We start from the raw sequence: 25,690 nt of genomic DNA, 5'->3' as shown, positions 1-25,690 counted from the left end.
AGGCGAGGCTGGAGGCGTAACAATCCGTGAGAGGATGTATCGTCCAGTGCGGCGACGACGCAGCGTGACGCACTGGAGGAAGCGGTCGGTCCTGCCTATCTTGGCCTTATGTCCATCGCCCGTCTTGATAGTCGCGCCCTGATCCGCGTCAGCGGCCCCGACGCCCGCCCCTTCCTGCACAATCTGCTGACCCAGGACGTGGAGACGTTGCAACCGGGCGAGCTTCGCTTCGGCGCCCTGCTGTCGCCGCCGGGACGGCTGCTGTTCGACCTGTTCATCTGGGGCGAGGAGGACGGTGTCGTCCTGGACGTCGCGGCCGAACGGCGCGACGCCCTGGTCCAGCGGCTGAGCCTCTACAAGCTGCGCGCCCAGGTCGAGGTCATGCCCATCCCCGACGCAGTCTTCGTCGCCTGGGGCGCGGACGTTCCCGAGGGCTTCGTCGCCGACCCGCGCCTGCCCGACCTGGGCGGCCGCCGCTGGGGCGATCAGAGCGAGACCGACGCAGTGGAGGCCGACTGGCAGGCGCACCGCCTGGCCCTGGGCGTGCCCGATCCGACCCAGGACGCGCTGATGGACAAGACCTATCCGATCGAGGCGGACTTCGACCTGCTGAACGGCATCGACTTCCACAAGGGCTGCTTCATCGGCCAGGAGACGACCTCGCGCATGAAGCGGCGCGGCACGATCAAGAACCGCATGATGGCCATCGCCTTCGACGGCCCCGCCCCCGAACGCGGCGCGGAGGTGCTGAAGGGCGAACTGCGGGCCGGCGAAGTCATGACCGGCGCCGAGGGACGGGCCATCGCCCTGATGCGGCTGGACCGCATGGACGGCGATCTGACCGTCGAGGGTCGCCCCGTGCGGGTCGAGAAGCCCGGCTGGATCCCTGATTTGTAAGGCGGAATCCAGCAAAACGGAAAATCTGCTTGTCGTGATGTAAAAGTCGCTTGACGTAAATGCGCCCTCGTTGGTAAAGCTCACTTGTCAACACGACAGGGGAGCTTGTCATGAACACCCAAATCACCACCGCCGCTGGCGCCGTCGCCGCCAACAAGAAGAAGATGGACGACCTGACCGTCGCCCTGTGCGCCCTGACCGTGGTCGGTGTCAGCGCCACCGCCGCCACGCCGTTCTGGCCCGAAGCCTGGGGCCGCGCGCCGTCGATCGGCGTGGTCGTCCTGGGCGCCGGACTGGCCGTCTTCCTGGCCCTGCACACCCTCTACTGGTGGCGCAGTCTGGATGAGGCCGCCAAGGAGGCTCACAAATGGGCCTGGTGGTGGGGCGGCAACCTGGGCTTCGTCGTCGGCGGCGCGGCCGTCGTCATCGCCGCCCTGGCCGGGGTGAACCTGCCGCCCGCCGCCGTGCCGCACACCGACGCGGCCCTGATCGCCCTGGGCGTCGTCGCCGCCTTCGCCGCCCAGACCGTCGGTTACGGGATCGCCTGGTGCGGCTGGTGGATCGCCCGCCGATGACCAGCGCCTTCATCAACCGCCTCAAGGTCTTTCGCGCCGAACGCGACTGGACCCAGGCCGACCTGGCCGAACGCCTGGGCGTCTCGCGCCAGACCGTCCAGGCGCTGGAGAAGGGCCGCTACGACCCGTCCCTGCCGCTGGCCTTCCGCATCGCCCGCCTCTTCGGCCAGCCGATCGAAGCCATCTTCATCGCCTGACCCCGCCTGCCCTTCTCCTTCAATCGACCCATCGCAATCAAAGGACCGTCATCATGTTCAACCTGTTCTCGACCGCCGCCGACCGTTTCTCGGGCTTCGCCATGGGCGTCTGCGGCGCCCTGCTGATCAGCCTGGCCGTCCAGGCCGTGCCGACCTTCGGCCGCTCCGTCGAAACCCCGACGGCCGCCCTCGCCCAGATCGCCGCCCGCTGATCCCTCTCCACGCCTCGCCTTCCCGCGGCCAGCCTCTCGACTGAGCAGCGCCTGCCTCCGTCGCCCGCGCCGACGCGCCTGCGACGCCTGAAACCCCATACAATCCAAGGACACTGTAATGACCCTCGCTCACCGCATGGGCCAATCGGCCAACCATGTCTCGCGCTTCGCCGCCGGCCTTCTGGCCGCCCTGGCCGCCTCCGCCGCCCTGGCCGCCGCGCCCGGCGTCGCCCACGCCGAACAGGCGGCGCCCGCCCCCGCCGTCGCTCCCGTCCCCCGCGCCGAGGGCGCCGGTCCGCCCCTGTGGGTGGTCAAGGACGCGGACTCCACCGTCTATCTGTTCGGCACGGTCCACTATCTGCGGCCCGGCACGGCCTGGGGCTCGGACAAGGCGGACGCCGCCTTCGCCGCCGCCGACCAGTTCTGGGTCGAGGTCGCGGACCAGGACGACCCGAGCGTCGTCGCCGCCGTCGCCCAGCAGCACGGCGTCACCCCCGACCGCCCCCTGTCGTCGATCCTGAGCGCCGAGGACTTCGCCGCCTTCGACAAGGCGGCCCAGGGCATCGGCGCCAACGGCGCGGCGCTGGACGCCTATCGTCCCTGGCTGGCCGCCTTCATGGTGGCTGGGACGGCCCCGATGCAGGCCGGCTATCGCCCCGAAGCCGGGGTCGACAAGACCCTGATGGACCGTGCCCGCGCCGAGGGCAAAACCATCCATGGCTTCGAAACCGCCGACCGCCAGCTGCGTCTGATCGCCGGCATGAGCGAAGAAGCTCAGATCGCCTATCTGAACAACTACGTCCGCAACGGCGGCCAGATCGTCCCCAAGCTGGACCAGACGGTGGCCGCCTGGCTCAAAGGCGACGCCGCCGAAGTCGGACGCCTGAACCGCCTCGACACCCGCGACGTGCATGAAGACATCCACCGCGCCGCCCTGGTCGTCCGCAACGCCGACTGGGCCGACCGGATCGAGACGATGATGCAAGGCTCCGGTTCGGCCTTCGTCGCCGTCGGCGTCGCCCACCTGGCCGACCAGGACAGCGTCATCGACATGCTGACCGCGCGCGGCTTCACGGTCGAACGACTGTAGGACGCCCCGCAACACCCTAGGAAGGCCCGGCGGAAACGTCGGGCCTTTTCGCTTGCGCCGCCGGAACATTCCAGCAACATCGCGCCATGACCGAATCCGAAAAGGCTGAAGGCCGCTGCGGCTGGTGCGGGACGACGGACCCGCTCTACATCGCCTATCACGACACCGAATGGGGCGTACCCGAGTATGACGCCCGCGCCCTGTGGGAGAAGCTGGTGCTGGACGGCTTCCAGGCCGGGCTGGCCTGGATCACCATCCTGAGAAAGCGCGAGGGGATGCGCGAGGCCTTCGACGGCTTCGACCCCGAGATCGTCGCCCGCTATGGCGAGGCGGACCGCGCGCGGCTGCTGACCGACCCGCGCATCATCCGCTCTGGCGCCAAGATCGACGCGGCCATCAACGGCGCCCGCATCTGGCTGGACATGAGGGATAGCGGCGAGGATTTCTCGGCCTGGCTCTGGTCCTTCGTCGGCGGCCAACCGCTGGTGAACCAGTGGAGCCATTTCCGCGAAGCCCCGACCCAGACCGCCGAAAGCCTCGCCATGGCCAAGGCCCTGAAGGCGCGCGGTTTCAAGTTCTGCGGGCCGGTGATCACCTACGCCTTCATGCAGGCCGTCGGCATGGTCAACGACCATCAGACGACGTGCTTCCGGCATGGGGAGGTGGGTGAAATGGGCGCCGCCAACGGCTGATTTCAGGACACTCGCGATTGTCCGCCCACGACCCGTTGCGGACATCCGTTTAGAAAAGCATCATCGATGGATGTCAGCTCCAGATTACAACGATCCTAGGTCCAAACTTCAGCTGCGCTTTCGGCCGCTGCGCGGTTCAAGCACACTCGTCTTGTTACCTGCCGGACTATCCATGCTTGCCGCGATTGTTTGCTTAATCGCATTTCTGGCCAGCTTTTTTCCCGGTGCCGAAGTAAGCGGAAATCCATTCTGGTTCTTCGCCGGAGCGGCAGCCTTTGCCCTCAGTGCCGGAGTCTTTTATGCGGCCCACAGGTTCTTCCGGCGCTTCCGCTAGAAGGGCAGGTTCCCACCCATAACAGACACTCGGCACAGCCGCTTCTCACAACACAACTGGCCAGACGGCAGCCTTCCCCCATGCTCCGGTTCGTGGCACTGACGCCTGATGCTCGCCCGCACCGCTACCGCCAAGACCGACCGCCTCTTCCCCACACTTATGCTGGAGCTTGAGGCGCGCGCGACCTGGAACGGTCATGTGTGCGGAGTCGATGAAGCCGGGCGCGGTCCCTGGGCGGGGCCGGTATCGGCGGCGGCGGTGATCCTGAACCCGGACGACCTGCCGCCGGGCATCGACGACTCCAAGGCCCTGACGGAGAAGCGCCGCGCGGCGCTGGAGCCGCTCATCAAGAGCCGCGCCCTGGCCTGGGGCGTCGGCTTCGCCTCGGTGGAGGAGATCGACGAGCTGAACATCCTTCACGCCACCGGCCTGGCCATGCGTCGGGCGGTCGAGGCCTTGGCCCATCCGCCGGTTCACGCCCTGGTGGACGGCAACTATCGCTTCAAGCTGCCGTGCGCGGTGACGCCCGTGGTCAAGGGGGACAGCCGGTCGCTGTCGATCGCGGCGGCGTCGATCCTGGCCAAGACGGCGCGCGATCGGCTGATGATCGAGATGGATGCGACCTATCCGGGCTACGGTTTCGCCAGCCACAAGGGCTATAACGCTCCTATCCACCAGAAGGCCCTGCAGACGCTGGGCCCCTGCCCCGAACACCGGCGCAGCTGGGCGCCGATCAAGGCCCTGCTGGACGCCGCCTAAGCGAAAATCAGACGGACAGGGCGCCGCCCAGCAGCATTCCCATCAGACCCGCCGCGATCGCGCCGATCAGCAGGATGGTCCAGCCGTCCAACCCGCGCCCGCGCCGCAGTGACGTCCGGGCCGGACGCGCGGCCTGACGCTGGGCGTCGAAACGCGCAGCGTCAAAACCACGGACGTCAAAGCGGGAAGCGGGGGGAGGAAGACTGGAAAGCGTACGCATACGGCACAAACGGCGTGCGCCCGGCTTTCGTTCCCGTCAGGCGGCGACCGGCAGTTCGATCGGCCGATCCGTGACCACGAACAGATATTCCACATTCCTCAGCCGCCCGATGGAGCCGACCTTCTGGCCCTTCAGGTTATGGATGCCGATGCGGGCGCCGACGTAGCGGGGGCGCGGGATCTCGACCACCTGAACATGGCCGCGCGCCGACAGCATGGCCGTCAGCTCGTCGCGGTTCAGATAGCCCTCGTCGTTGAAGCTGACGATCAGGTTCGGCGCCCTCAGCCGCTCGATGACGGTCTGCAGGGCCGGGCCGATGCCGGGGCGGCTGTTGAAGGCGGACTTGCGGGTCTTCACGTCCACCCGCTTACGCGCCACGCCATAGGTTTCCGGCTTGTCCCACAGCACCAGGCTTTCCCAACAGTGATAGTTGCCGAGGTAGGAGTGCTGGTTATAGGGCGGGTCCAGATAGACGAGGTCGGCCTCGACCTCGGCGGCGATCTCGACCGCATCGCCGTGCGTTGCCACGCACGAGCCCGCCGCCACGCCGGGCAGCAAGTCCGGCAGGCGCAGCTCCAGCGGCTTCAGCGCGCGCGGCGCCCACTGCTTCATGAAGGCCATCTGCAGACCCGCCGTGGAATCCACCCGGTCGGCCGACTCCATCAGGGCGACCAGGACGACCGCCTTCAGCTCCGGCTCCAGCCCCATGACCTCGATGCGCTCGCGCATGGCGTCGATGCGGGCGCCGTTGTCGGGGTGGAAGAAGCGGGCTTCCTCACAATAGGTGCGGGTGAACCAGCCGGGCGCGGGCGCCACGGCGCGCAGTTCGGCCAGCACCGCCTCAGCCCGTTCGGCCCAGACCTCGCGGTCGGCCTGGACATAGGCGGTGGCGAGCGCATGGGCGTAGGCGTTGTGATCATTGGACCAGACGCGGAACCCCTCGCGCTTCAGCGCATGACCCACGCGCGCGGTGCCGGAGAACAGGTCGCAGACCGTCCCGCCCTGCGGCTGAGCCGCCCGCACCGCGCCGATCACCTGGCCCAGAAGCGCGCGCTTTGAGCCGATGTATTTGATCATTCCGCCCCGTCAGGTTTTGCGGGCGCGCTTCGCCCCGTGTTGCCGGGGGGCAGCATGGGCCGGAGCATGGGCCAGACGCAACAGATTCGCGGCCCCCGGCGCGCCGAAGGGCGTTCCGGCCAGGATCAGGATGCGCTGCCCCGGCTCGGCCAGGCCGTAGAGCATGGCGGCCTCGACCGCATCGTCGGTCAGGCCTTCCAGCGAGGTCGGCTGTTCGCCCAGACGCGGCTCCAGCCCCCAGACCAGGGCCAGGCGACGCGCCGTCTCGGGCTTGGGCGTCAGCGCCAGGACCGGCTGCAGCGGCCGCTCGCGCGACATCCGCCGCGCCGTGCCGCCCAGGGTGGTGAACACCACCATGCAGGCGGTCGAGGACGCCTCGGCCGCCTTCCTCGCCGCCGCGACCAGGGCGTCGACGTCGTCGATGTCCATGCCCGCGTGTTCGGCGTCCATCAGGCCCGGCCACAGGGGGTCGCGCTCCACCCGCTCCATGATGCGGTTCATGATGGCGACGGCTTCCAGCGGATAGTCGCCCGCCGCCGTCTCTGCCGACAGCATCAGGGCGTCGGCGCCCTCATAGACGGCGTTGGCCACGTCGGAGGCCTCGGCGCGGGTCGGCGCCGGGGCGCTGGTCATCGACTCCAGCATCTGCGTCGCGACGATGGCGGGGACGCCGCGCTGACGGGCGGCGCGCAGGATCTTCTTCTGGGCGACCGGCACCTCTTCGGGGTCCATCTCGACACCCAGATCGCCGCGCGCGACCATGACGCCGTCGCAGTAGTCGAGAATGCTCTCCAGGTCGTTCAGGGCCTGAGGCTTTTCGATCTTGGCCAGGCAGGCGGCCTGACCGTTCACGATGCTCTTCAACTCGGCCATGTCCTCGGCCTTCTGTACGAAGCTGAGGGCCACCCAGTCGACGCCGAGACGAAGCGCGAAGGCCAGATCCTCGCGATCCTTGGGCGTCAGGGCCGACACCGGAATGACCGCCTCGGGCACGGCCACCCCCTTGCGGTCGGACAGCTTGGAGCCGCTCTCGACCGTGACGTCGCACCATTCGTCGGTGCGATCGCCCACGCGCAGCCGCACCCGGCCGTCGTCCAGCAGCAGCAACACGCCCGGACGCAGGGACTTGAGGATTTCCGGATGCGGCATCTGCACCCGTTTCTCGTCGCCCAGCGCCGGGTTCAGGTCGAAGCGCATCTGGTGGCCCGGCTTCACCTCGATCTCGACATCAGCGAAGCGGCCCAGCCGCAGCTTCGGGCCTTGCAGGTCGGCCAGTATGCCCAACGGCCGCTTCAGCGCCATCTCGGCCCCGCGCACGGCCTTGAAGGCGGCGGCGTGATCGTCGTGGGAACCATGGCTGAAGTTCAGGCGAAAGACGTCCACCCCGGCCTGAGCCAGCGCCTTGACCGTTCCCGGCGCGCGACTGGCGGGTCCAAGGGTCGCGACGATGCGCGCGCGGCGGGCTCTTTGCATGAACGGGTTTCCTCTGATGGCTCTGACGGCCGGCGCCTCCCCTCAGAAGCGCTTCTCAGTCTCTTGTGCCAATGAAATGCGGGAGGCGTAAGGCCGCCTCCCGGCATGGAAACACGAGTTTATGGCCGCGAAACACGAAGTTATGGCGGCGGCCGCCTTATTTCGTCTCGCAGCGGCCCTTGGCGAACTGCGGCAAGTCCATGCAGCGGCCGTCGATCGGGGCGTCCGGCGTGACGCCGATCAGATTGGCCAGGGTCGGGGCGATGTCGATGGTGCGCATGGGCAGGAAGCGCTCCTGGCCCTCGGCGCCCGGCCACCAGAAGACGATCGGCACGCGGCGGTCGTAATCCCAGGGCGAGCCGTGGCTGGAGATGGCGCCGCCGACGCGGCCCTGGCCGGTCAGGCCCGGCTGCCAGGCGCGCAGGATGTCGGGCGAGCGGCCCGCCACCGCCGACAGGCGCAGGCGCTCGCGCACGCTCAGGTCTTCGGGGTTGATCGAGTTCGGCACAGGCTCGGCCAGCAGTTCGTCGCGGGCGACGGCCAGGGCCACCTGTGGCTCGGCGTTCAGCAGTTCGATCGCGGCGGCAAGCACCTGCGAACGCAGCGGTTCGGGCAGGGATTTGCGGTCCTTGTCGACGATGACGAAGCCGCCCGCCGACGACACCACGGGATCGGCGTCCAGACCGAAGCGGGCCTTCAGCGCGGCGTTGACGCGCGGCTGCAGGGCGCGATCCACCCGGCCCGCATGAGGATAGCCCTCGACGGCCGAACGCTCGGGGAAGTCCGAGCCGCCGTGATCGGCCGTCAGCACCACGATGGCGCCGCCCGGAACGGTCGACAGCTTGTCCAGGAAGGCGCCCAAGGCCGCATCGAGGCGCAGCATCTGCTCACACATCTCGGGCCCCTGGGTGCCGTAGCTGTGGCCGATGCGGTCCGTGGCCGACAGGCTGACGCCCAGCATGTCCGTGACGCCGCGACGGCCCAGTTGCCGGCTGTCCATCAGCTCGATCGCGCCTTCGATAGTCAGCTCGTCCAGGATCGGCGAGTTATCGAGGCGGAAGTTGGCCGGCGGCACCTTGGAGTCGAAGGTCTGGCCCGCGATGGTCCACTGCCCTTCCAGACGGCGGCAGGCGGCGTTGGAATAGGTCCAGCTGGGCGCCTGGCGGGTGAAGCGGTCGATCATCCGGGCGTTCAGGGCCGCCACCGGGGCCAGACGCGCCTCGGCCGACTGGCCCGGCTCGACATAGGTGGTGAAGCCGAAGTTGTCGGTCAGCCAGAAGGCGCCGTCGCCCTTGTGCCCGGCCAAGTTGATGGCGCCGCGATCCTTGCCCGACACGCCGTAGACGCGGCTTTCAGGGCTGACGGCCTTCAGCCAGTCGCCCAGGGTCGAGGCGCTCAGCTGGCCGGGGCCGACCGGGCCGTTGTCGGTGTTCTTGCCGTGGGCCAGGGTGTTCTGCGGCGCGGCCAGGCAATAGGTTTCCTGGCCCGTCGTCGTATCGATCCAGTCGTTGGCCGGGATGCCGCTGCGCGCCGGATGGGCGCCGGTGAGGACGGTCGAGTGACCGGCGCAGGTCACGGTCACGCCATGGGTCTGATAGCCGTTGATCGAGACCATGCCCTGATCGGCCAGGGTCTTCAGCCCGCCGGTGAACTGGCTGCGGTACTGGTTGAACAGATTGGCGCTCAACTGGTCGACCACCACGGTGACGATCAACGAGGGCGAGGCCCGTTCAGTCGCGGGCGCCGCTGCGGGGGCCGTCGCCTCCGTCGCCTGCGCGGCTCCGCTCAGGGCGACGAGGCCCAGGGTCAGGCCCAGGGCGGAGGCGAGAAGGCGGCTGCGGATCATCGGGAACACCAAGCGAAGCAGAAAGTCGTCAAATCCCTACGCCGCCGCCATGACGGGGCCAAGACAGCGCAGCTATGAAAAGGAGGCCGCAGGGCCCTCCGACGTCAGATCATCGGCTCGCCGCGTCGATGCGCGTCCAGCCACTCCCGGAAGAAGGCGCGGGCGATGAAGGCCAGCACGCCCGCGACGATGACGGGCCACATCAGGACATAGACGGTAAGCCAGAAGGGGGTCATGGCGATCTCCGATCAGCGGGATTGAGGAAGTTGCGAGCCTGTCCGGGCCAAGGCGGGCGCGGCGACGGTGTCAGCCTCGGTCTCGTCGAAGTCGCCGGTCATGCGGGCGATGCGCGAGAAGTCGAAGCCGGTCCGGTTGGACAGGGACAGGACGGTGCAGACCACGGTGCTGACGGCATAGGCGATCAGCGAACCGCTGAGCACGGCGTAGTCATGCAGGAAGCCGATAGCGAAAGGCGCGACGAGCAGGGCCGCCGCCACCCCGACGATCCGCGCGGGCCGAGCGCCGAAGAAGCCGAACACCATCAGGCCCGCAACCACGCCCACCCCGACCACGGCGACCGCGTCAAAGACGTAGCCGACGGCGCCGTCCATCGGAATCCAGCCGAACCGCACCGGGAAGAAGATCGCCAGCGCCGCCAGAACCGAGACGGTGAAGGCCTTGTTGGTCACCTTCTCCCAGTAGAAGCTGGCGATGACGGGGAAGACCAGCGCGCCCCAGATGGCGCCGACCAGCACCAGCAGGTCCAGGATGTTCATCCGCGCCCCGGCGAAATAGAGAGCCGTCCCGGTGGCGATGACCATGGTGGCCCGCCCGATGGTCAGCATCAGGCGCGGATCAGCCTTGCGCTTGCCCGCCCTGCCATAGATGTCGGCCATCATGATCGACGACAGGGCCGACAGGTCGGAGTCCGCCGTCGAGGCCAGCGAGCCGATGATCATGATGAAGAAGACGCTCAGCAGCACCGGCCCGAAATAGGTTCCGGCCAGTTGCGGGATCAGATTGTTGAGGTCGCCCTCCATCGGATTGATCCCGGCGTACAGGGCCACGACCCCCAGCATGCCGATGCCGATGATGGTCGCACCATAGCCGACCGTGGCGGTGATGAAGGTCGGCCGGATCAGGTCTTCGCGCACGGCGAACAGACGCTGGGCGATGGTCTGGTTGCCGATGGCGTAGGCCAGGACGGCGGCGATATAGGGCGCCCCCTGATTCAGGAAGGCGTCGGACGAGAAGAAGCTGGTCTGCTGCGGCGTCAGGTTGGACGCGCCCTCGACGAAGACGCTGGGCCCGCCCATGGCGAAGAAGATGGCCGGAATGACCACGACCACAGCGCCCAGCATGGCGCACACCTGGATGAAGTCCGTCAGCACCGAGGCCCGGAACCCCGACCACAGCGTATACAACAGCACGCCCCCGGCGATGACGACGACGCCCTGGCTGAAGCTGAACGGCGTCAGCATGGAGATCAGCGCGCCCCCGGCGATGAAGTTGGAGGTCAGGCTGATGACGCTGCCCAGGACGTTGGAGCCCGCCAGCATCAGTTGACTGGACCGGCCGTGCCGGGCGTACATGACCTCGGCCAGGGTGTGGGCGCGCGGCGCCACGGCGCGGATGCGGCGGCCGTAAGGGTAGATGAACAGGATCATCAGCGCCCCCCACAGCCCATAGTGGATCGGCCCCGATATGCCGTAGACGTAGCCCGAGGTGGCCGAGGCGTACATCGACGCCGCCCAGATCCAGGTCGCCGTCATCGAGGCGGCCGAGACGCCCAGACCGATGCCGTTCCCGGCCGTCATATAGGCGTCGGCGTTTTCCTTACGTCGGCTGATCCGCAGCGAGATCAGCATGGTCAGGCCGAAGAACAGCACCAGCAGGCCGATCGTCAGCGGCCCGCCCAGTTGTTGAAGTCGTACGTCGTCCACGCGCGCCTGCGCTCCTGTCTCTCTATCGTCCGGCGAGCCCCCTGCCCGCCATCCGCGCAGCCGCAAGAACGCCGCCGCGCACAGCGGCGCAGACAGACGAGATGTCACGGTTGCCTTGGCGCCCGACACGAGAGCCAGGCGCAATGAACGGCGCATCGGACGCGCCAGCGCGGCTCAACCCCTCAAGCCGCGACGAGACAGCCTAATACATCAACAGCGAAGCTGAGATAAAGTTTTTGTGCAGCGCGATAGACTTGACAAAATTCAGGTCAATTTCAACCAAACGAAAGAGATTCGAATCTCAATTATCACATACGATATTGATGACGAAGAAAGTCGACTGAAATGATATTCATAACAATCTATACTTTAGAGTCAGCGATTACCCATCTCCGATACAGAAATCGCACCAATGTGAAAACTGCATTCATCGACATCACATTTCGGAACGCAGGGATGCGACGGCGACAAGGACGCACGCGCCAAAGGCTCTGAGCCCAGGCAGCATTTGGCCGCAGACGCAAAAAACGCCTGCGTTCAGGAACGCAGGCGTGGAAACGGCCTCACAGGACCAAGGCCCGCAAGGGCGTCAGCCGGATCAGATCCGGCCGAAGATGGTGCGAGCGGCGGGGGTCGAACCCGCAAGACCAAGGTCGGCAGATTTTAAGTCTGCTGCGTCTACCAGTTTCGCCACGCTCGCGGCGCGCGCCTCAGCGCTTCGCCTCCTGTGCCGCACGGGCGGCCCGGAAGTCCACATCTGAATCGGCGATCAGGCGCACCAGGGCCGCCCAGGCGGCGACGTTCTGGGTCATCTGGGCCGGATCGATCTTGTCCAGGGTGTCGTCGGCGGTGTGGTGCAGGTCGAAATAGCGCGTGCCGTCCTGGCGCAGGCCGAAGACCGGAACGCCCGCGCGCGCCAGGGGACCGATATCGACCCCGCCGAACAGCTCGGCCTCGCCCGGCAGTACGCCCAGCGGACGCAGGACGCCCTCGGCGATCTTGGCGAAGTCGGTGTTCTGAGAGCCGGGCGGCAGGCCCAGGGCGTAGACGCGATCGGCCCCGAAATCGCTCTCGCCGGCGATGACGTGCTTCTCGACGGCCGCGCCGATGTTGCGGACATAGGCGCCGCCGCCGTTGCCGTGGTCGGTCGGCTGGGCGACCTCTTCCGAGCCGTACAGCACCACGCGGATCGTGCGGGCCGGTCGGCCCTGCTCGGCGATAAGCTTGGCCGCGGCCAGGGTGATGGCGCCGCCCGCGGCGTCGTCGATGGCGCCGGTGCCCAGATCCCAGCTGTCCATGTGCGAGCCCAGGACGATGATCTCGTTCGGGCGCGAGGCCCCGACGATGTCGCCCATCACGTTCTGGCTGTGGGTCTCATAGGTGTGGGCGGTGGACTTCAGACGCAGGCGCACCGTCTCGCCCATGCCGACCAGACGCGCGATCTGATCGGCGTCCGGCGCGCTGAGCGCAAAGGCGGGCAGCGGCACCTTGCCCTCGACATAGCGGGTGGTGCCGGTATGCGGCATCCGATGTTCGTCCGACCCGGCCGAGCGCATGACGAAGGCGACCGCCCCGCGCTTGGCCGCCTCGGTCGGGCCGACGCCGCGAATGCGCGACAGGGGGCCGTAGCCCGAGCCGTCCTGCATCCGCACCATCTGGCCGCCGTCAACCACGGCGATCTTGCCGCTCAGCGACCCGGCGGGCGCCGCCATCAGGGCGTCCAGACCATCGAAGAAGACGACCTCGGCCTCGACGCCTTCGGCCGGAGTGGCGATGGAATGACCCAGCGCGGCGGCGACCAGCTTCTGCGGGCGTACGCCCAGAATCTCGACGCTTTCCTCGCCTCGCTCCCAGCCGATCAGGGGGAACTGCTCGATGCGGACGTTCTGGAAGCCGTGGGCGCGCATGTAGTCGGCGGCCCAGGCGGAGGCGTCCTGCTCGGCGCGCGAGCCCGCCGGGCGCGGGCCGAAGCGGGTGGTGATCTGGGTGACGTAGTCGAGGGCGATATTGCCCTTCAGCGCCTGATCGCGCACCTGTTCGGCGGCGCGGATGGCGCGAGCGTCCTGCGCCAGAACCGGCGTAGCGACAAGGCCGAGCGCCAATGCGCCGGCGGCCATCAGACGGATAGTGAACGACAAGAGCGCCTCCCAGACTCAAACGACAGGCGCGGACCCTAGCGGGCGAAGACTGCGACCGAAAGTCTCAGCTTCGCCGCTGGGCGGAAATCAAAGGCTCTAAATCACTCGCCCTTGATGAAGGGCTCGACCGGGCCTTGCAGCTTGACGGTCAGGGCCTTGCCGCGACGGTCGACGCGGTTGCCGACGGCTAGGCGCACCCAGCCTTCCGAGACGCAGTATTCCTCGACGTTGGTCTTTTCCTCGCCCTTGAAGCGGATGCCCACGCCACGCGCCAGCAGTTCGGCGTTGTGGAAGGGGCTGTCGGGATCGACCGAAAGGCGGTCAGGCAGGACGTCGGACATGGAAAGGTCTCGCGAAAAATCGAAGCGGGCTGAATAGCCGCGCAAGGCCTTTGCGACAACCTTCGCCTATTGCACCGACTGACGCGCGGCGGCCGGGGCGTCGGCCGGGGCCGGGGCGTAGGGACGCGGGCCGGTCTCGGCGGGCGCCGGCGCCTTGGCCGCAGGCTGGGCGGCGGGTTGGGCCGCCGGTCGCGCAGCGGGGCGGTTGGCGGCAGGCGTCGGCGCGCGACGCGGCGCGGTCTGCTGAGCCGCACGGGTCGGCGCGGGCGCGGCTGCAGGCTGGGCCGTCGGTTGGGCGGCGGGCGTCGGAGCGGGCGCGGCTTCTGTCGGCGCCGAAGCGGCGGCGGCGCGAGCGGCGTACTGCTGGGCCTGGAAGCGCCTGGCCAGCTTTTCGGTCAGTTCGCGCGCGGCGGCGGGCTGCATCTGGGCCATGATGGCAGCCAGGGTGCGCGGGCGCATGGCCGAGGCGACGGGTAGGCGCACGCTGTCGTCCAGAGTGGCGAAGACGGCCGCCGCCTCCTTGGGCCGCATGGCGGAATAGACGGCGACCAGACGGTCAGCCTCGGCCTTTTCCTTCTCATCGACCTGGCCGACCAGAGCGCTGATCTCGCCCTTGAGGGCCTCCAGCGCCTGCAGCTTGGCGTCCAGCTTCTGCTCGGCGGCCACCATCAGCGGCAGGGTGGTGGCGAAGTCGGCGTCGCGCGCGTCCAGCGCGTCGCGGCGCTTGGACAGCGACTGGATGATCCGCAGTTCAGCCGGAGAAATGCCCGCCTGCTGAGCCAGTTGTTCCGACGTCAGGGCGCAGACGGCGGCGGGCTTGGCCTCAGGCTTGGCCGCCTCGCCCTCCCCCGCGACCGCTTCCTGAGCCCAGGCGGCGGCGCCCTGGAACAGCTCCGGCGCCACGCCCGCGGCGCGCACGGCCACGACGCCGCCGATGGCGACGGCGATCAGGGGCAGAAGGCGGGGCAGCTTGCTCATCGGTCAAACTCAGGAAAGGCGCCCTCAAGTCGTCCGGCGCCGCGCGTCGGACATAGGGCAAAAAAGATGCTTCGCGCCTCGGACATAGGGGCTGACATCAGGCAGCGAACAGGTCGTCGTCCAGACTACGACGGGCGCGGTTTAGGCTCTGTTGCGCAGCATGGTTAGCGGCCAGGGCCTGCATCACCGGCGAGGCGCGCTCTGCGGCGGGGGCGGGCTTCGGCGACGGCGCCTTCATGACGGCGCGAGCGCCCTCGATGCGCTCCATCAGCGAGGCCATGCGACGCGCGCGGGCCTCGTCGTCCAGCAAGGGCGCGACCGAAGAGGTGCGGGCGGGTTCGGGTTCGACCATCGGCTCCGCGCTGACCGGCGCACGAGCGGCGGCGCGGCGTTCGTCGTCGCGCGTCTCGATGCGGCTGTCGCTCGGGCGGGCGGGGGCGCGGGCGATCAGCACCTCCAGCTCCTGCTTCACCGCGCGGGCCTTGATGATGCGGTCGTGCAGCAGGTCCGTCTCCTGGCCCGAGGCGCGCAGGGTGGCCAGGGCCTGTTCGGCGCGTCCGGCGGCGCTGTTCAGCTCGGTCACGGCGGCGGCGAAGGCCAGTTGGCCCTCACGCAGGGTCTTGAGCTTGCGCTCCAGCTTGATGCCGTAGCCGATGGCCGCGACCAGCAGCAGCATGAGGATGGAGTCGAGGATGATGCCGGTCATGTCAGCTGTTCTCCCTGGCGAGGCGGGCGGCGGCGTCGGTGCTGATGGGGCCTTCGACGCGGACGGCGATGTGCTGGCCCTTGCGGCCCATGCGGCCGGTGGTCAGCGGGATGGAGCCCGCCCGCACCGACACTTCAGACTCAGGCGTGACGTTCAGCATCAGAGTGTCGCCGACCTTCAGGTCCAGCACCTTGGACAGGGGCATCTGCTGCTCGTCCAGCACGCAGCGCACCTCGGTCTCGGTGGTCCAGAGCTCGGTGGCCAGGTGGCCTTCCCAGATGTTGTCGCGACCGAACTTCTCGCCCATGAACTGCTGCAGCAGCATCTTGCGGATGGGCTCCAGCGTCGAATAGGGCAGCAGCAGCTCGACCCGGCCGCCGCGATCTTCCATGTCGATGCGCAGCTTGACCAGGATGGCGGCGTTGGCCGGGCGCGCGATGGCGGCGAAGCGGGGATTGGTCTCCAGCCGGTCCAGGTTGAAGTGGACGGGGGTCAGGGGCTCGAACGCCTGGCGGGCGTCGTTCAGGATGACCTCGACCATGCGCTGCACCAGCACCCGTTCGATGGTGGTGTAGGGCCGCCCCTCGATGCGCAGGGCCGCCGTGCCGCGACGCCCGCCCAGCAGCACGTCGACGATGGAATAGATCAGGTTGGAATCGACCGTCAGCAGGCCGTAGTTGTCCAACTCCTCGGCCCGGAACACGGCCAGAATGGCCGGAAGCGGGATGGAGTTCAGATAGTCGCCGAAGCGGATCGAGCTGATGGTGTCGAGGCTGACCTCGACGTTGTCGGAGGTGAAGTTGCGAAGGCTGGTCGTCATCAACCGCACCAGGCGGTCGAAGACGATCTCGAGCATCGGCAGGCGCTCGTAGGACACCAGGGCGGAGTTGATGATGGCGCGGATGCCGCTGCGTTCGGAGTCGTCCCCGCCGCCCATGTCGAAGCCCAGCAGGCTGTCGATCTCGTCCTGGTTCAGCACCCGTTCGGACAGGCCCGCGCCCAGGTCGGTGCCCAGGTCGGCGTCGCCGCCGAAGGGGTCCAGTTCCGTCTCGGGGGCCAGGGCGTCGGTCATCCCTACTGCACCAGCATTTCTTCGATCAGCACGGCGTCGACCTTGCCCGGCGCGGCGATCAGATTGACCCGGCGCAGGATCTCGGCGCGCAGCTGATACGACCCGGCCGACCCGGCCAGATCCTCGGGCCGCAGTTCGCGCAGGAAGCCCTGGAACATGTCCTGCATGCGCGGGGCCTCGGCCTGAAGGTGCGAGGCGACGGCGGCGTCCTTCGTCTCCAGCGTCAGGCGCAGCTTCAGATAGGTCGGGCGTCCGTCGGCCGACTGAATGTTCACGATCATGTCGGGCAGGGTGTAGAAGGTCACGCCGTCGGGACCGGCCGCAATCTTGCCCGCGCCCTCGGGCGCCGCCTCGCCTTCTCCGCCGCCGTGGCCGCCGCCCTCCTTCTTGCCCTTCTTCTCTTCCTTGGCCGGGGCCGCGTGGTCGCCCGCCGCCTCGGCGGGCTTGGGCTTCATCAGCAGGAAGGCCGTCGCCCCGCCGCCGCCCAGCACCACCAGGGCCGCCGGGATGATGATGAACAGCAGGGGGATCTTCTTCTTGGCGGGCGCGGCTTCGCCGTCCTCGCCCTCGGCGCCGGGCGCGCCGTCGCTCACGGCGGGCAGGTTCGCGTCGTCGCCGGTCGGCGCTTCGCTCTTCTTCTTGCCCCGCTTCAGTTTCAGCATGCGTAAGCCGCCCCGATCCTCACATGCCGGGTGTGGCCCTGTTTTGGTTAACGAGGCGTTTACAATCGGCAAATCCTGCCGGGCGCCGCAGGGGCTGAAACCGCTCAAACCCCCATTCCACGGGCGTTAACCCTGTTGGCACGGTCGTTGCGACGGGAAACGGCGAAAGGAGCCCGCTCGTGGAAAACGCCGCCTATATCGGACTGTCTCGCCAGATGACGCTTCGCCGCGAGCTGGACATCGTGGCCAACAACGTCGCCAACGCCGACACCACCGGCTTCAAGGTCGAACAGCTGATGGTCGGGACCGAAGTGGGTCAGCGCGCCCGCAACGACAATATCCGCCCCTCGGCCAGCTTCGTGCTGGACAAGGGCGTGGGTCGCGATTTCGGCCAGGGCACGCTGAAGCAGACCGGCCGCGAGCTGGACTTCGGTATCGAGGGCGAAGGCGCCTTCTTCACCGTGCAGACGCCGAACGGCCCCGCCTATACCCGCGACGGCGCCTTCGTGACCGACCCGGACGGGCGACTGACGACCAAGCAGGGCCTGCCGGTCATGGCCGACGGCGCCGAGATCGTTCTGGACCCGCAACGCGGCCCCGCCAGCGTCGGCCACGACGGCACGATCAGCCAGGAAGGCCAACCCGTCGGCCGCCTGACCGTGGTGCGCTTCGACGCCCTGTCGGTGCTGCAGAAGTCCGGCGACGGCCTGTACCGCAACGCCTCCAACGCCCAGCCGATGGACGCCACCGACGCCCAGGTCCGCCAGGGGATGCTGGAAGGCTCGAACGTCAACACCCTCGTGGAAATCACCAACCTCATCGAGATCAGCCGCGCCTATGAGCGCGTCACCAAGATGATCGAAAACGCCAACGACCTGTCACGCCGCTCCGTCGAGCGGCTGGGCCGGGTTTCGTAAGGGAGAGCTGAGACATGCGCGCGCTTCGCACCGCCGCCACCGGCATGGCCGCCCAGCAGCTGAACGTGGAGGTCATCTCCAACAACATCGCCAACATGAACACGGTCGGCTTCAAGCGTCAGCGGGCCGAGTTCCAGGATCTGCTGTACCAGAACGTCGAGCGCATGGGGGCCCAGTCCTCGTCGCAGGGCACCGTGGTGCCGACCGGCATCCAGATCGGCTCGGGCGTCAAGGCGGGCAGCGTTTATCGCATCACCGAACAGGGCAGCCCCAACCGCACCGGCAACACCTACGACATCGCCATTCAGGGCAAGGGCTACTTCCAGATCACCCTGCCCTCGGGCGAGCTGGCCTATACCCGCGCGGGCAACTTCACCGTCAACGGCGAAGGCCAGCTGGTGACGGACGACGGCTATGCGGTCGAACCGGCCATCGCCATTCCGCAGGACGCCCTGGACGTCTCCATCTCCAAATCGGGCCAGGTTCAGGTCACCACCGCCGGCCAGACCGAGCCGCAGGTCGTGGGTCAGCTGGAACTGGCCACCTTCTTCAATGAGGCGGGGCTGGAAGCCATCGGCGACAACTTGCTGCTGGAGACGGCGGCCTCGGGTCCGGCCACGGTGGGGGCGCCCGGCGACGTCGGCTACGGCAATCTGCTGCAACACTACACCGAGGCCTCGAACGTCGACGCGGTCAGCGAGATCACCGCCCTGATCGTCGCCCAGCGCGCCTATGAGATGAACTCCAAGGTCATCACCACCGCCGATGAGATGCTGTCCGTCTCGGCTCAGGTGAAGAGCTGAAGGGAAGGTCTGAGCCATGAAGCGCGCCCTGATCCTCGCCGCCGCCGTCGCCGCATTCGCCGCCCCCGCATGGGCCGGGCCGGTCAATCTGCTGCCCGATCCGGTCGACGACGACGGCCGCATCACCCTGGGCGAACTGTTCGACGACGCGGGCGCCGCCTCAAACGTCGTGGTCGGCCGCCGCGCCGGCGCCACCGCCGTGCTGGAAGCCTCCCAGGTCCAGATCGCCGCGCGCCGCGCCGGACTGGAGTGGAGCAATCCGACCGGCCTGCGCCGCATCGTGGTGCGCGAAGGCAGCGCCCTTTCTAGCGGCGTTTTGGCTGCAGAAGCCTCGGCCCGACCCGCGGCCGCCAGCGTCGGCGCGCCCGCCCGAGCGGGCTCCAGCGTCGAGGTTCTGACCTACGCCCGCAGCCTGGCCGCCGGCGACGTAATCCAGCCCGAGGACGTGGTCTGGACCTCGGTCCAGTCGCACCTGGCCCCCGCGGGCGGCCCCCAGGACGCCGAGGCGGTGATCGGTCTTCAGGCCAAGCGCGCCCTGCGCGCCGGCTCGCCCGTCGGTCCGCGCGACCTGGCCTCGCCTCAGGTCATCGCCCGCAACGACATGGTCGAGGTCGCCTATATCAACGACGGCGTCGAACTGACCGTCACCGGCAAGGCGACCCGCAACGCTTCGGCGGGCGAAGCCGTGCCGGTCCTGAACGTCCAGTCCAACCGCACCATCGACGCCGTGGCTGTGGCCCCCGGCCGGGCCGTCGCCGGTCCCGCCGCCCAGATCGCCCGCCGCAACCCGCAACAGTTCGCCGCCCGTTGAGCGAGAGTTCCATCATGCGCCCCATCACCGTCGCCGCCCTGTCGCTGTCAGCCCTCAGCCTGGCCGCCTGCTCCACCGCCATCGAGGCGGTGAAGGGGCCGGAACTGGCCCCCATCGGCTATCCAGCCGCCCTGGTCCCGGTCGAGCAGGCCTATCTGCCCGAGCCGACCTCGGCCAGCGCCAACAGCCTGTGGCGCACCGGCGCGCGCAGCTTCTTCGGCGACCAGCGCGCGCGCCGCGTCGGCGACATCCTGACCGTCTCCATCGACATCAACGACCGCGCCCAGACCCAGAACACCACCCAGCGCAACCGCACCAACAGCGCCTCGGGCGGCGTCACCAACTTCTTCGGCCTGGAGAACAGCCTGGGCCGCGCCTTCCCCGGCGGCTTCGACGCCGCGAACATGATCGGCACGGAAGGGGCGGTGAACGCCAACGGTTCGGGCAGCGTCAACCGCTCGGAGCGGGTGAACCTGACAGTGGCCGCCGTCGTCACCGCCGTCATGCCCAACGGCAACCTGGTCATCCAGGGTCGGCAAGAAGTGCGCACCAACCGCGAGGTGCGCGAGCTGACCGTGGCCGGGATCGTCCGGCCCGAGGACATCTCCAGCGCCAACACCATCCGCCACAGCCAGATCGCCGAAGCGCGCATCAGCTACGGCGGGCGCGGCGACATCAGCCGGATGCAGGCGACGCCCGCCGCCCAGTCCCTGGTCGAGCGCTTCAGCCCCTTCTGACCCGCGTTCACCGAAACGTGTGTTTCCGGCCGCACCGCATCACTGAATCGCGCACGATCCAGCGGAGCCGTGAACCGTTAACAAGCGACCCGCGTTTGATCTGTCGAACGCGAGTGAACTTGTCATGCGTAAAACCGTCTTTCCCATCCTGGCCGTCGTCGGCCTGGCCGCGGTCGCGGCCCATGCGGCGACCCATGTTCCGTCCTCGTCCCGCAGCGGCGCCGAGGCCGTCGCCGGCTGGCATATGCTGCACGAGGGGCCGATGGCCAAACTGGCCTATGGTCTGCCGGATTCGGACCAGCTGGCCCTGATGCTGACCTGCGCGCCGGGCGACGGCGCCGCCGTGGTCTACGGCGACGTCCAGCCGCGCAGCGCGGGCCTGATCCTGGTCTCGCACGAGCCGCAGCCCATCGACCCGCTGTCGAACGGCGAGGCCTTCGAGGCGCGCCTGCCGCTCGGCGACGCGGCCCTGACCGGCCTGGCGCGCGGCGGCCGCATGACGGTCCAGACCGAGGCCGGGGACCGCCAGCTGACCGCCACCCGCGCGGAGCGGCGAATGGTCCAGGGGTTTCTTAGCTATTGCGCTTCGGGACATGCCTGACCACAGTCCCCCGTCTTCCTCAGCGGGGGCTGAAACATGACCTCAATGCTCGGCCTGGTTCAGGCCACGTTGCTCTCCTTGGCCGTGCAGACGGCCCCTCAGACCGGGGCGCATCCGCCCGCAGAGCGGCCCCAGGCCGCATCGCCCGCCCGGTCCGCCCGCCCGTCCGAGGGCTGGACCTGGACCCTCTACAGCGGCGACGGTCCCCTGGTTCTGGCCAATGAGATTCCCGACACGCCGCGCCTGCGCACCACGCTGGAATGCGCGCCCGGCTCCAGCGTCGTTCGCCTGGCCTTCCATGACGCGCCCGGCGCCGACGGCTTCGCCGTCATCCGCTCCGGCAGCGCCTCGGCCGAGGTCGAGGCCCGCGCGCGACGCGGACGGCTGGAGGCGACGCTGCGCGCCGACCATCCCGTCTTCGCCGCCTTCCTGGCTTCAGGCCGCCTGACCCTCGCCCTCGGCGATCAGGCGACCGCCATCGAGATCGATCGGGCGAATCTGTCCAAGCTGCGCCGCTTCGCCGAACTGTGCACCGGATAAGGACGAGGATGCGCCCTGCCCGCTGGCTGACCGCCGCCTTCATCACCATGAGCACGCTGGGCGCCTGCGCTCCCAGTATCGCCCCTCTGAGCACGACCGGCGCGCCCTTGCCCGTCGCCGGCTACGACTGGTTCCTGAACGAAGACCCGGACGAGCCGCGCCTGTCCTACGGCCTGGCCCAGTCGGACGACGTGCCGCTCAGTCTCATGTGCGCGCCCGGCTCGGGCAAGATCGGCCTGTCCCTGGCCGCCGATCAGGCGCCGAACCGTCGCGCCATCACCCTGGAGTCGGGCGGGGACACCGAAACCTTTCCCGCTCGCGTCGAGGCAGCCGACATGCACGACGGCGTCCACCTGGTCGCCACGGCGCCCGCCTCCCACCCCGTCTTCCTGCAGTTTCGTCGCGTCGGCTGGCTGGCGGTGTGGAACGGGGACCAGCGTGCGATGATGGCCGCCCAGCCGGGTTCGGAAGACCGCGCGGCGCGTTTCCTGGCGTTGTGCCGCTGAAGGCTTGACCGCAGCGGTGACGTCCGCTCCCCTCCCCGACAGTTCTTGGGAGGGCTTTAGTTCATGCGTCATCTTCTTCTCGCCGCCGGTATCGGCCTGTCGGGCCTTGCGGGCGCCGCCGCCCTGCCGGCCCAGGCCGCCGTCGTTCAAGGCCAGTCATCGACCGCCGCCGCGCTGGACGCCCTGCTGGTCGATTACGAAGCCTATCTGCGCCAGGTCGACCCCATCGGCTCGGGCATGGACGGCGACCGCGCCGCCCTGTCGCGCCTGCCCGACGCCAGCCGTACGGGCGAACTGGCCCGCCGCGCCCCGCTGAACGCCCTGAAAGCGCAGCTGGACGCCATCGACCCGGCCGCGCTGGACGACGCCCACCGCCTGAACCACGCCTTCGTCGGCTATCTGATCGGCCGCGAACAGGAGCGGATCGAACTGGACCCGTCGCGTCTGGCCTTTGATTCCGAAGGCGGTCCCGGCCAGCTTCTGGCCTATCTGGCGCCCGCTGCGCGCATCGCCACGGCCGCAGACGCCGAGGCCTGGCTGAAGCGTCTGGAGGCCGCGCCCGCCTATTATGACGCCGGGATCGCCAACACCCGGCGCGGGCTGGACACCGGCCTGATTCAGGCCCGTTCAGTCGTCGACAGCGCCCTGGCCCAGGCCGAGCGCGACCTGAAACCTGGGGAGGCGGGCGATGTCCTGCTGCGTCCGTTCAACGCCCTGCCCGCCTCCATCCCCCCCGCCCAGCAGGAGCAGTTCCGCGCCCGCGCCCGCGCCCTGGTCGAGGGACCGATCACCGCCCGCCGCACAGCCTGGCGCGACCTGCTGCGCGACGAATACGCGCCCAAGGCCCCGCAGGAGCCGGGCCTGGTCCACCGCCCCGGCGGCCGCGACCTCTACGCCTTCCTGGTCAGCAGCCACACCACCACCGATCTGACGCCCGATCAGGTGCATCAGATCGGCGTTGAAGAAGTCGCCCGCATCCGCGCCCGCATGGAGACGGAGATGCGCGCCGCCGGGTGGACCGGCGACTTCGCCGGCTTCCTGACCTTCCTGCGCACCGACCCGCAGTTCTACGCCAAGACCCGCGAGGAACTGCTGGAGAAGGCGTCCGAGATCGCCAAGCGCTCGGATGACCGCCTGCCGTCGCTGTTCGCCACCCTGCCGCGCCTGCCCTACGGCGTGCGTCCGGTGCCGATCGAGATGGAGGAGACCTACACCACCGGCCGCTACAACTCAGGCTCGATGGCGACGGGCGTGGCCGGGGGCTACATCGTCAACACGGGCAAGCTGGACCAGCGGCCCCTGTATGAACTGCCCGCCCTGACGGTGCACGAAGCCGTGCCCGGCCACCACCTGCAGATCGCCCTGCAGCAGGAAGCCGCGGACCAGCCCTATTACCGCCGCGACGCCTCGGTCACGGCCTTCAGCGAAGGCTGGGGCCTCTATTCCGAGTTCCTGGGCGAGGAGATGGGCATCTACCGCACGCCCTATGAGCGGTTCGGCCGCCTCAGCTATGAGATGTGGCGCGCCTGTCGTCTGGTGGCCGACACCGGCCTGCACTGGCTGGGCTGGAGCGAGGAACAGGCCCGCGCCTGCTTCCGCGACAACTCGGCCCTGTCCGCGCACAACATCGAGACCGAACTGCAGCGCTACATCGGCGATCCCGGCCAGGCCACGGCCTATAAGATCGGCGAAATCCGCCTGCGTGAAATCCGCCAGAAGGCCGAACGCGAACTGGGCGACCGCTTCGACGTGCGGACCTTCCACGACGCCCTGCTGGTCGACGGCGCCTTGCCGCTAGCCCTGCTGGACGCCCGCATGGACCGCTGGATCGCCGAACAGAAAACCAAGACCCGGTAAGAAAGCCTCCCTCCGACATGAACTTCATCAAACGCATCTTCAGCTCGGTGCAGCCGGGCTATCTGATCCGCGCCTATGTGCTCAGCGCCGCCTTCATGGCTTTCATGATCTGGATGGTGCTGTCGCTGGACGGCGCCAAGCCCCTGCATGACCGCGCCGTGACCCTGGCCGTGTTCGGCGTCGGCGCCCTGCTGTTTCCCTTCTCCAAACTGGTCTGGGACGAGATCAAGCGGGTGATGATGGGCGAGACCGTCTTCTTCATGAACGCCGTCGTCCTGATGTTCCTGAAGGTGCTGGTGAACTTCTTCCTGTGGGGCTTCTCGATCTTCATCGCGCCCGTGGGGATTCTCTACCTGTGGTTCCGATCGCGGAACGCCGCCGCCTAAAGCCCCAGTTCGGCCCGCGCCTTCTTCGTCAGCTTGGCGGCGATCAGGGCGTGGGCCGACTTCAGGTGATCGGCCAGTTCATCATCCGGCCAATCGCCCGGACCGGCCAGATGCACCCACTTCGCCCGCGCCAAGTAGGGAGCCGGCGCCGCCCGCCCCTCCTCGGTCAGCACTTCATAGGCGATGTCGGAGACCTTGAACGACAGTCCGCCCTCGGCCCCGATGATGGCGAACATCTTGCCCCCGACCTTATAGGCGTCATGGCCCGGCCCGAACGGGTGATCCATCGTCGCCCCCGGCAAAGCCAGGCAGGCCTTGCCCACGCCCGCGCGATCCATCCTAAGCCCCGACGCCCAAGCCGATCGGGCAGACCACGCCCGTCCCGCCGATGCCGCAATAGCCCGCCGGATTCTTGGCCAGATAGCCCTGGTGATAGCCCTCGGCGAAATAGTAGGGCCCGGCCGGTTCGATCTCGGTCGTAATCGCCCCGCGCCCCGCCGCGCTCAGCGCCGCCTGATAGGCCTCGCGCGAGGCCAGCGCCTCCGCCTGCTGCGCCTCGTTCAACGTATAGATGGCCGAGCGATACTGCGTGCCCTGGTCGTTGCCTTGGCGCATGCCCTGCGTCGGGTCATGGTTCTCCCAGAAGGCCTTCAGCAGGTCGCCGTATGAAATCCGGGCCGGATCAAACACCACCTGCACCACCTCCGTGTGGCCGGTGCGGCCCGAGCAGACCTCCTCATAGGTCGGGTTGGGCGTGATCCCGCCCGCATAGCCCGCCGACGTGACCCACACGCCCGGCAACTGCCAGAACACCCGCTCGACGCCCCAGAAACAGCCCATGCCAAACACAGCCGTCTGCAGTCTCGCCGGATGCGGCCCCTTCAGCGCATGGCCCAGGACGAAGTGGGCCTCATCGGTCGGCAACGCCTCGGCCCGACCGGGCAGAGCCGTCTCAGGCGTGGGCAGTTCAGCATTCTTCTTCAACAACATGGCGCGAACTCCGCGAAAACAGCGTCTTCGCCTATATGGAGGCTTCAAGGGCGCTTGCCCATGGGGGCGTCATGCTCTAATCAGCCCCTCCCGTCGGTCCGCTCCCGACGGCTCCGCCCCGGACGCATCCGGGCTCAGGTGGAATGGACAGGTGGCCGAGTGGTTGAAGGCGCACGCCTGGAACGCGTGTATAGGGGCAACTCTATCGAGGGTTCGAATCCCTCTCTGTCCGCCACACCATCGCCATTTCTCTCATTTTCAGTCCGCTACCATTCGATTTGGCTGACTTCCCAGTCTGGTTGACCAAAGCTTGTGCGTGTTGCATGTCGC

General features: G+C 68.4%; 30 protein-coding genes and 2 tRNA genes. 17 read left to right on the top strand and 15 right to left on the bottom strand.

Going from position 1 to position 25,690, the window contains the following annotated elements:
• The first annotated feature begins 108 nt into the window (after window positions 1–108).
• The 7 genes from ygfZ to rnhB all read left to right on the top strand — a co-directional run bounded on the left by ygfZ (window position 109) and on the right by rnhB (window position 4,756).
• Window positions 109–897 carry a CAF17-like 4Fe-4S cluster assembly/insertion protein YgfZ gene (ygfZ, locus tag AC3A3G_RS08850; RefSeq protein ID WP_487487994.1) on the top strand — a complete coding sequence of 263 codons (789 nt, stop codon included), beginning with the start codon at window positions 109–111 and terminating at the stop codon, window positions 895–897.
• Between the two features lie 110 nt (window positions 898–1,007).
• Window positions 1,008–1,472 carry a hypothetical protein gene (locus AC3A3G_RS08845; RefSeq protein WP_368924446.1) on the top strand — a complete coding sequence of 155 codons (465 nt, stop codon included), beginning with the start codon at window positions 1,008–1,010 and terminating at the stop codon, window positions 1,470–1,472.
• Window positions 1,469–1,669, top strand: a complete 201-nt coding sequence (locus AC3A3G_RS08840; RefSeq protein ID WP_046651697.1) for a helix-turn-helix transcriptional regulator — start codon at window positions 1,469–1,471, stop codon at window positions 1,667–1,669. The genes AC3A3G_RS08845 and AC3A3G_RS08840 overlap by 4 nt, the downstream gene beginning before the upstream one ends.
• A 53-nt stretch (window positions 1,670–1,722) precedes the next feature.
• The gene (locus AC3A3G_RS08835; RefSeq protein WP_487487993.1) at window positions 1,723–1,881 is read left to right on the top strand and encodes a hypothetical protein; all 159 of its coding nucleotides are present in this window, start codon (window positions 1,723–1,725) and stop codon (window positions 1,879–1,881) included.
• Window positions 1,882–1,999: 118 nt separating this feature from the next.
• Complete coding sequence (locus AC3A3G_RS08830; RefSeq protein WP_487487992.1) at window positions 2,000–2,971, top strand: TraB/GumN family protein; 972 nt, start codon at window positions 2,000–2,002, stop codon at window positions 2,969–2,971.
• Between the two features lie 86 nt (window positions 2,972–3,057).
• A complete protein-coding gene (locus AC3A3G_RS08825) occupies window positions 3,058–3,663 on the top strand; it encodes a DNA-3-methyladenine glycosylase I (RefSeq protein ID WP_200166030.1) in 606 nt (201 codons plus the stop codon).
• 442 nt (window positions 3,664–4,105) lie between these two features.
• Window positions 4,106–4,756, top strand: a complete 651-nt coding sequence (rnhB, locus tag AC3A3G_RS08820; RefSeq protein WP_487487991.1) for a ribonuclease HII — start codon at window positions 4,106–4,108, stop codon at window positions 4,754–4,756.
• A gap of 7 nt (window positions 4,757–4,763) precedes the next feature.
• Here rnhB and AC3A3G_RS08815 read toward each other — a convergent pair whose 3' ends face one another.
• The 13 genes from AC3A3G_RS08815 to AC3A3G_RS08755 all read right to left on the bottom strand — a co-directional run bounded on the left by AC3A3G_RS08815 (window position 4,764) and on the right by AC3A3G_RS08755 (window position 17,212).
• Window positions 4,764–4,976 carry a hypothetical protein gene (locus tag AC3A3G_RS08815; protein WP_368924454.1) on the bottom strand — a complete coding sequence of 71 codons (213 nt, stop codon included), beginning with the start codon at window positions 4,974–4,976 and terminating at the stop codon, window positions 4,764–4,766.
• A gap of 36 nt (window positions 4,977–5,012) precedes the next feature.
• Window positions 5,013–6,053: a DNA adenine methylase gene (locus AC3A3G_RS08810; protein WP_487487990.1), complete on the bottom strand. Its 1,041-nt coding sequence runs from the start codon at window positions 6,051–6,053 to the stop codon at window positions 5,013–5,015.
• A 9-nt stretch (window positions 6,054–6,062) separates the two neighbouring features.
• On the bottom strand, window positions 6,063–7,526 hold the full coding sequence (pyk, locus tag AC3A3G_RS08805) for a pyruvate kinase (RefSeq protein ID WP_487487989.1): 1,464 nt from the start codon (window positions 7,524–7,526) through the stop codon (window positions 6,063–6,065).
• 157 nt (window positions 7,527–7,683) lie between these two features.
• Complete coding sequence (locus AC3A3G_RS08800; RefSeq protein WP_487487988.1) at window positions 7,684–9,372, bottom strand: alkaline phosphatase family protein; 1,689 nt, start codon at window positions 9,370–9,372, stop codon at window positions 7,684–7,686.
• A gap of 104 nt (window positions 9,373–9,476) precedes the next feature.
• A complete protein-coding gene (locus tag AC3A3G_RS08795) occupies window positions 9,477–9,608 on the bottom strand; it encodes a putative transporter small subunit (protein WP_218779206.1) in 132 nt (43 codons plus the stop codon).
• A gap of 12 nt (window positions 9,609–9,620) precedes the next feature.
• Window positions 9,621–11,315, bottom strand: coding sequence for a sodium:solute symporter family protein (locus AC3A3G_RS08790; RefSeq protein WP_487487987.1), 1,695 nt, complete (start codon window positions 11,313–11,315; stop codon window positions 9,621–9,623).
• Window positions 11,316–11,930: 615 nt separating this feature from the next.
• Window positions 11,931–12,015 (bottom strand) — tRNA-Leu (locus AC3A3G_RS08785).
• Between the two features lie 10 nt (window positions 12,016–12,025).
• Window positions 12,026–13,432, bottom strand: coding sequence for a M20/M25/M40 family metallo-hydrolase (locus AC3A3G_RS08780; protein ID WP_200166196.1), 1,407 nt, complete (start codon window positions 13,430–13,432; stop codon window positions 12,026–12,028).
• Window positions 13,433–13,554: 122 nt separating this feature from the next.
• On the bottom strand, window positions 13,555–13,794 hold the full coding sequence (locus AC3A3G_RS08775) for a DUF3297 family protein (protein ID WP_125901558.1): 240 nt from the start codon (window positions 13,792–13,794) through the stop codon (window positions 13,555–13,557).
• A gap of 66 nt (window positions 13,795–13,860) precedes the next feature.
• Window positions 13,861–14,772: a MotE family protein gene (locus tag AC3A3G_RS08770; protein ID WP_487487986.1), complete on the bottom strand. Its 912-nt coding sequence runs from the start codon at window positions 14,770–14,772 to the stop codon at window positions 13,861–13,863.
• A 97-nt stretch (window positions 14,773–14,869) separates the two neighbouring features.
• Complete coding sequence (locus AC3A3G_RS08765; RefSeq protein ID WP_412877004.1) at window positions 14,870–15,478, bottom strand: DUF6468 domain-containing protein; 609 nt, start codon at window positions 15,476–15,478, stop codon at window positions 14,870–14,872.
• Window position 15,479: 1 nt separating this feature from the next.
• Complete coding sequence (gene fliM, locus AC3A3G_RS08760; RefSeq protein WP_487487985.1) at window positions 15,480–16,550, bottom strand: flagellar motor switch protein FliM; 1,071 nt, start codon at window positions 16,548–16,550, stop codon at window positions 15,480–15,482.
• Window positions 16,551–16,552: 2 nt separating this feature from the next.
• The gene (locus AC3A3G_RS08755) at window positions 16,553–17,212 is read right to left on the bottom strand and encodes a flagellar basal body-associated FliL family protein (RefSeq protein ID WP_487487984.1); all 660 of its coding nucleotides are present in this window, start codon (window positions 17,210–17,212) and stop codon (window positions 16,553–16,555) included.
• 179 nt (window positions 17,213–17,391) lie between these two features.
• Between AC3A3G_RS08755 and flgF the strand changes: the two genes are divergently transcribed.
• From flgF to AC3A3G_RS08710, 9 genes are all read left to right on the top strand, one after another.
• Window positions 17,392–18,129: a flagellar basal-body rod protein FlgF gene (gene flgF, locus AC3A3G_RS08750; protein ID WP_125902242.1), complete on the top strand. Its 738-nt coding sequence runs from the start codon at window positions 17,392–17,394 to the stop codon at window positions 18,127–18,129.
• 14 nt (window positions 18,130–18,143) lie between these two features.
• Window positions 18,144–18,932 carry a flagellar basal-body rod protein FlgG gene (flgG, locus tag AC3A3G_RS08745; protein WP_046651706.1) on the top strand — a complete coding sequence of 263 codons (789 nt, stop codon included), beginning with the start codon at window positions 18,144–18,146 and terminating at the stop codon, window positions 18,930–18,932.
• A gap of 16 nt (window positions 18,933–18,948) precedes the next feature.
• A complete protein-coding gene (flgA, locus tag AC3A3G_RS08740) occupies window positions 18,949–19,743 on the top strand; it encodes a flagellar basal body P-ring formation chaperone FlgA (RefSeq protein ID WP_487487983.1) in 795 nt (264 codons plus the stop codon).
• 11 nt (window positions 19,744–19,754) lie between these two features.
• A complete protein-coding gene (gene flgH / locus AC3A3G_RS08735; RefSeq protein WP_256968228.1) occupies window positions 19,755–20,480 on the top strand; it encodes a flagellar basal body L-ring protein FlgH in 726 nt (241 codons plus the stop codon).
• A 124-nt stretch (window positions 20,481–20,604) separates the two neighbouring features.
• Window positions 20,605–21,081 (top strand): hypothetical protein, encoded by a 477-nt coding sequence (locus AC3A3G_RS08730; protein WP_487487982.1) that lies wholly within the window; start codon window positions 20,605–20,607, stop codon window positions 21,079–21,081.
• A 36-nt stretch (window positions 21,082–21,117) separates the two neighbouring features.
• A complete protein-coding gene (locus tag AC3A3G_RS08725) occupies window positions 21,118–21,621 on the top strand; it encodes a hypothetical protein (protein WP_487487981.1) in 504 nt (167 codons plus the stop codon).
• An 8-nt stretch (window positions 21,622–21,629) separates the two neighbouring features.
• Window positions 21,630–22,127 carry a hypothetical protein gene (locus AC3A3G_RS08720; protein WP_487487980.1) on the top strand — a complete coding sequence of 166 codons (498 nt, stop codon included), beginning with the start codon at window positions 21,630–21,632 and terminating at the stop codon, window positions 22,125–22,127.
• Window positions 22,128–22,190: 63 nt separating this feature from the next.
• A complete protein-coding gene (locus tag AC3A3G_RS08715; RefSeq protein ID WP_487487979.1) occupies window positions 22,191–23,984 on the top strand; it encodes a DUF885 domain-containing protein in 1,794 nt (597 codons plus the stop codon).
• A gap of 17 nt (window positions 23,985–24,001) precedes the next feature.
• Window positions 24,002–24,370 carry a hypothetical protein gene (locus tag AC3A3G_RS08710; RefSeq protein WP_200166001.1) on the top strand — a complete coding sequence of 123 codons (369 nt, stop codon included), beginning with the start codon at window positions 24,002–24,004 and terminating at the stop codon, window positions 24,368–24,370.
• Here AC3A3G_RS08710 and AC3A3G_RS08705 read toward each other — a convergent pair.
• On the bottom strand, window positions 24,367–24,708 hold the full coding sequence (locus tag AC3A3G_RS08705) for an MmcQ/YjbR family DNA-binding protein (protein WP_200165999.1): 342 nt from the start codon (window positions 24,706–24,708) through the stop codon (window positions 24,367–24,369). The genes AC3A3G_RS08710 and AC3A3G_RS08705 overlap by 4 nt on opposite strands.
• Before the next feature lies 1 nt (window position 24,709).
• On the bottom strand, window positions 24,710–25,360 hold the full coding sequence (msrA, locus tag AC3A3G_RS08700; protein ID WP_368924480.1) for a peptide-methionine (S)-S-oxide reductase MsrA: 651 nt from the start codon (window positions 25,358–25,360) through the stop codon (window positions 24,710–24,712).
• A 145-nt stretch (window positions 25,361–25,505) separates the two neighbouring features.
• Between msrA and AC3A3G_RS08695 the strand changes: the two genes are divergently transcribed.
• Window positions 25,506–25,595, top strand: a tRNA-Ser gene (locus tag AC3A3G_RS08695).
• Window positions 25,596–25,690 lie beyond the last annotated feature (95 nt).

The sequence above is a fragment of the Brevundimonas sp. Soil_N_31 genome (assembly GCF_057655995.1).
This window is presented reverse-complemented; position numbering and strand designations above follow the sequence as displayed.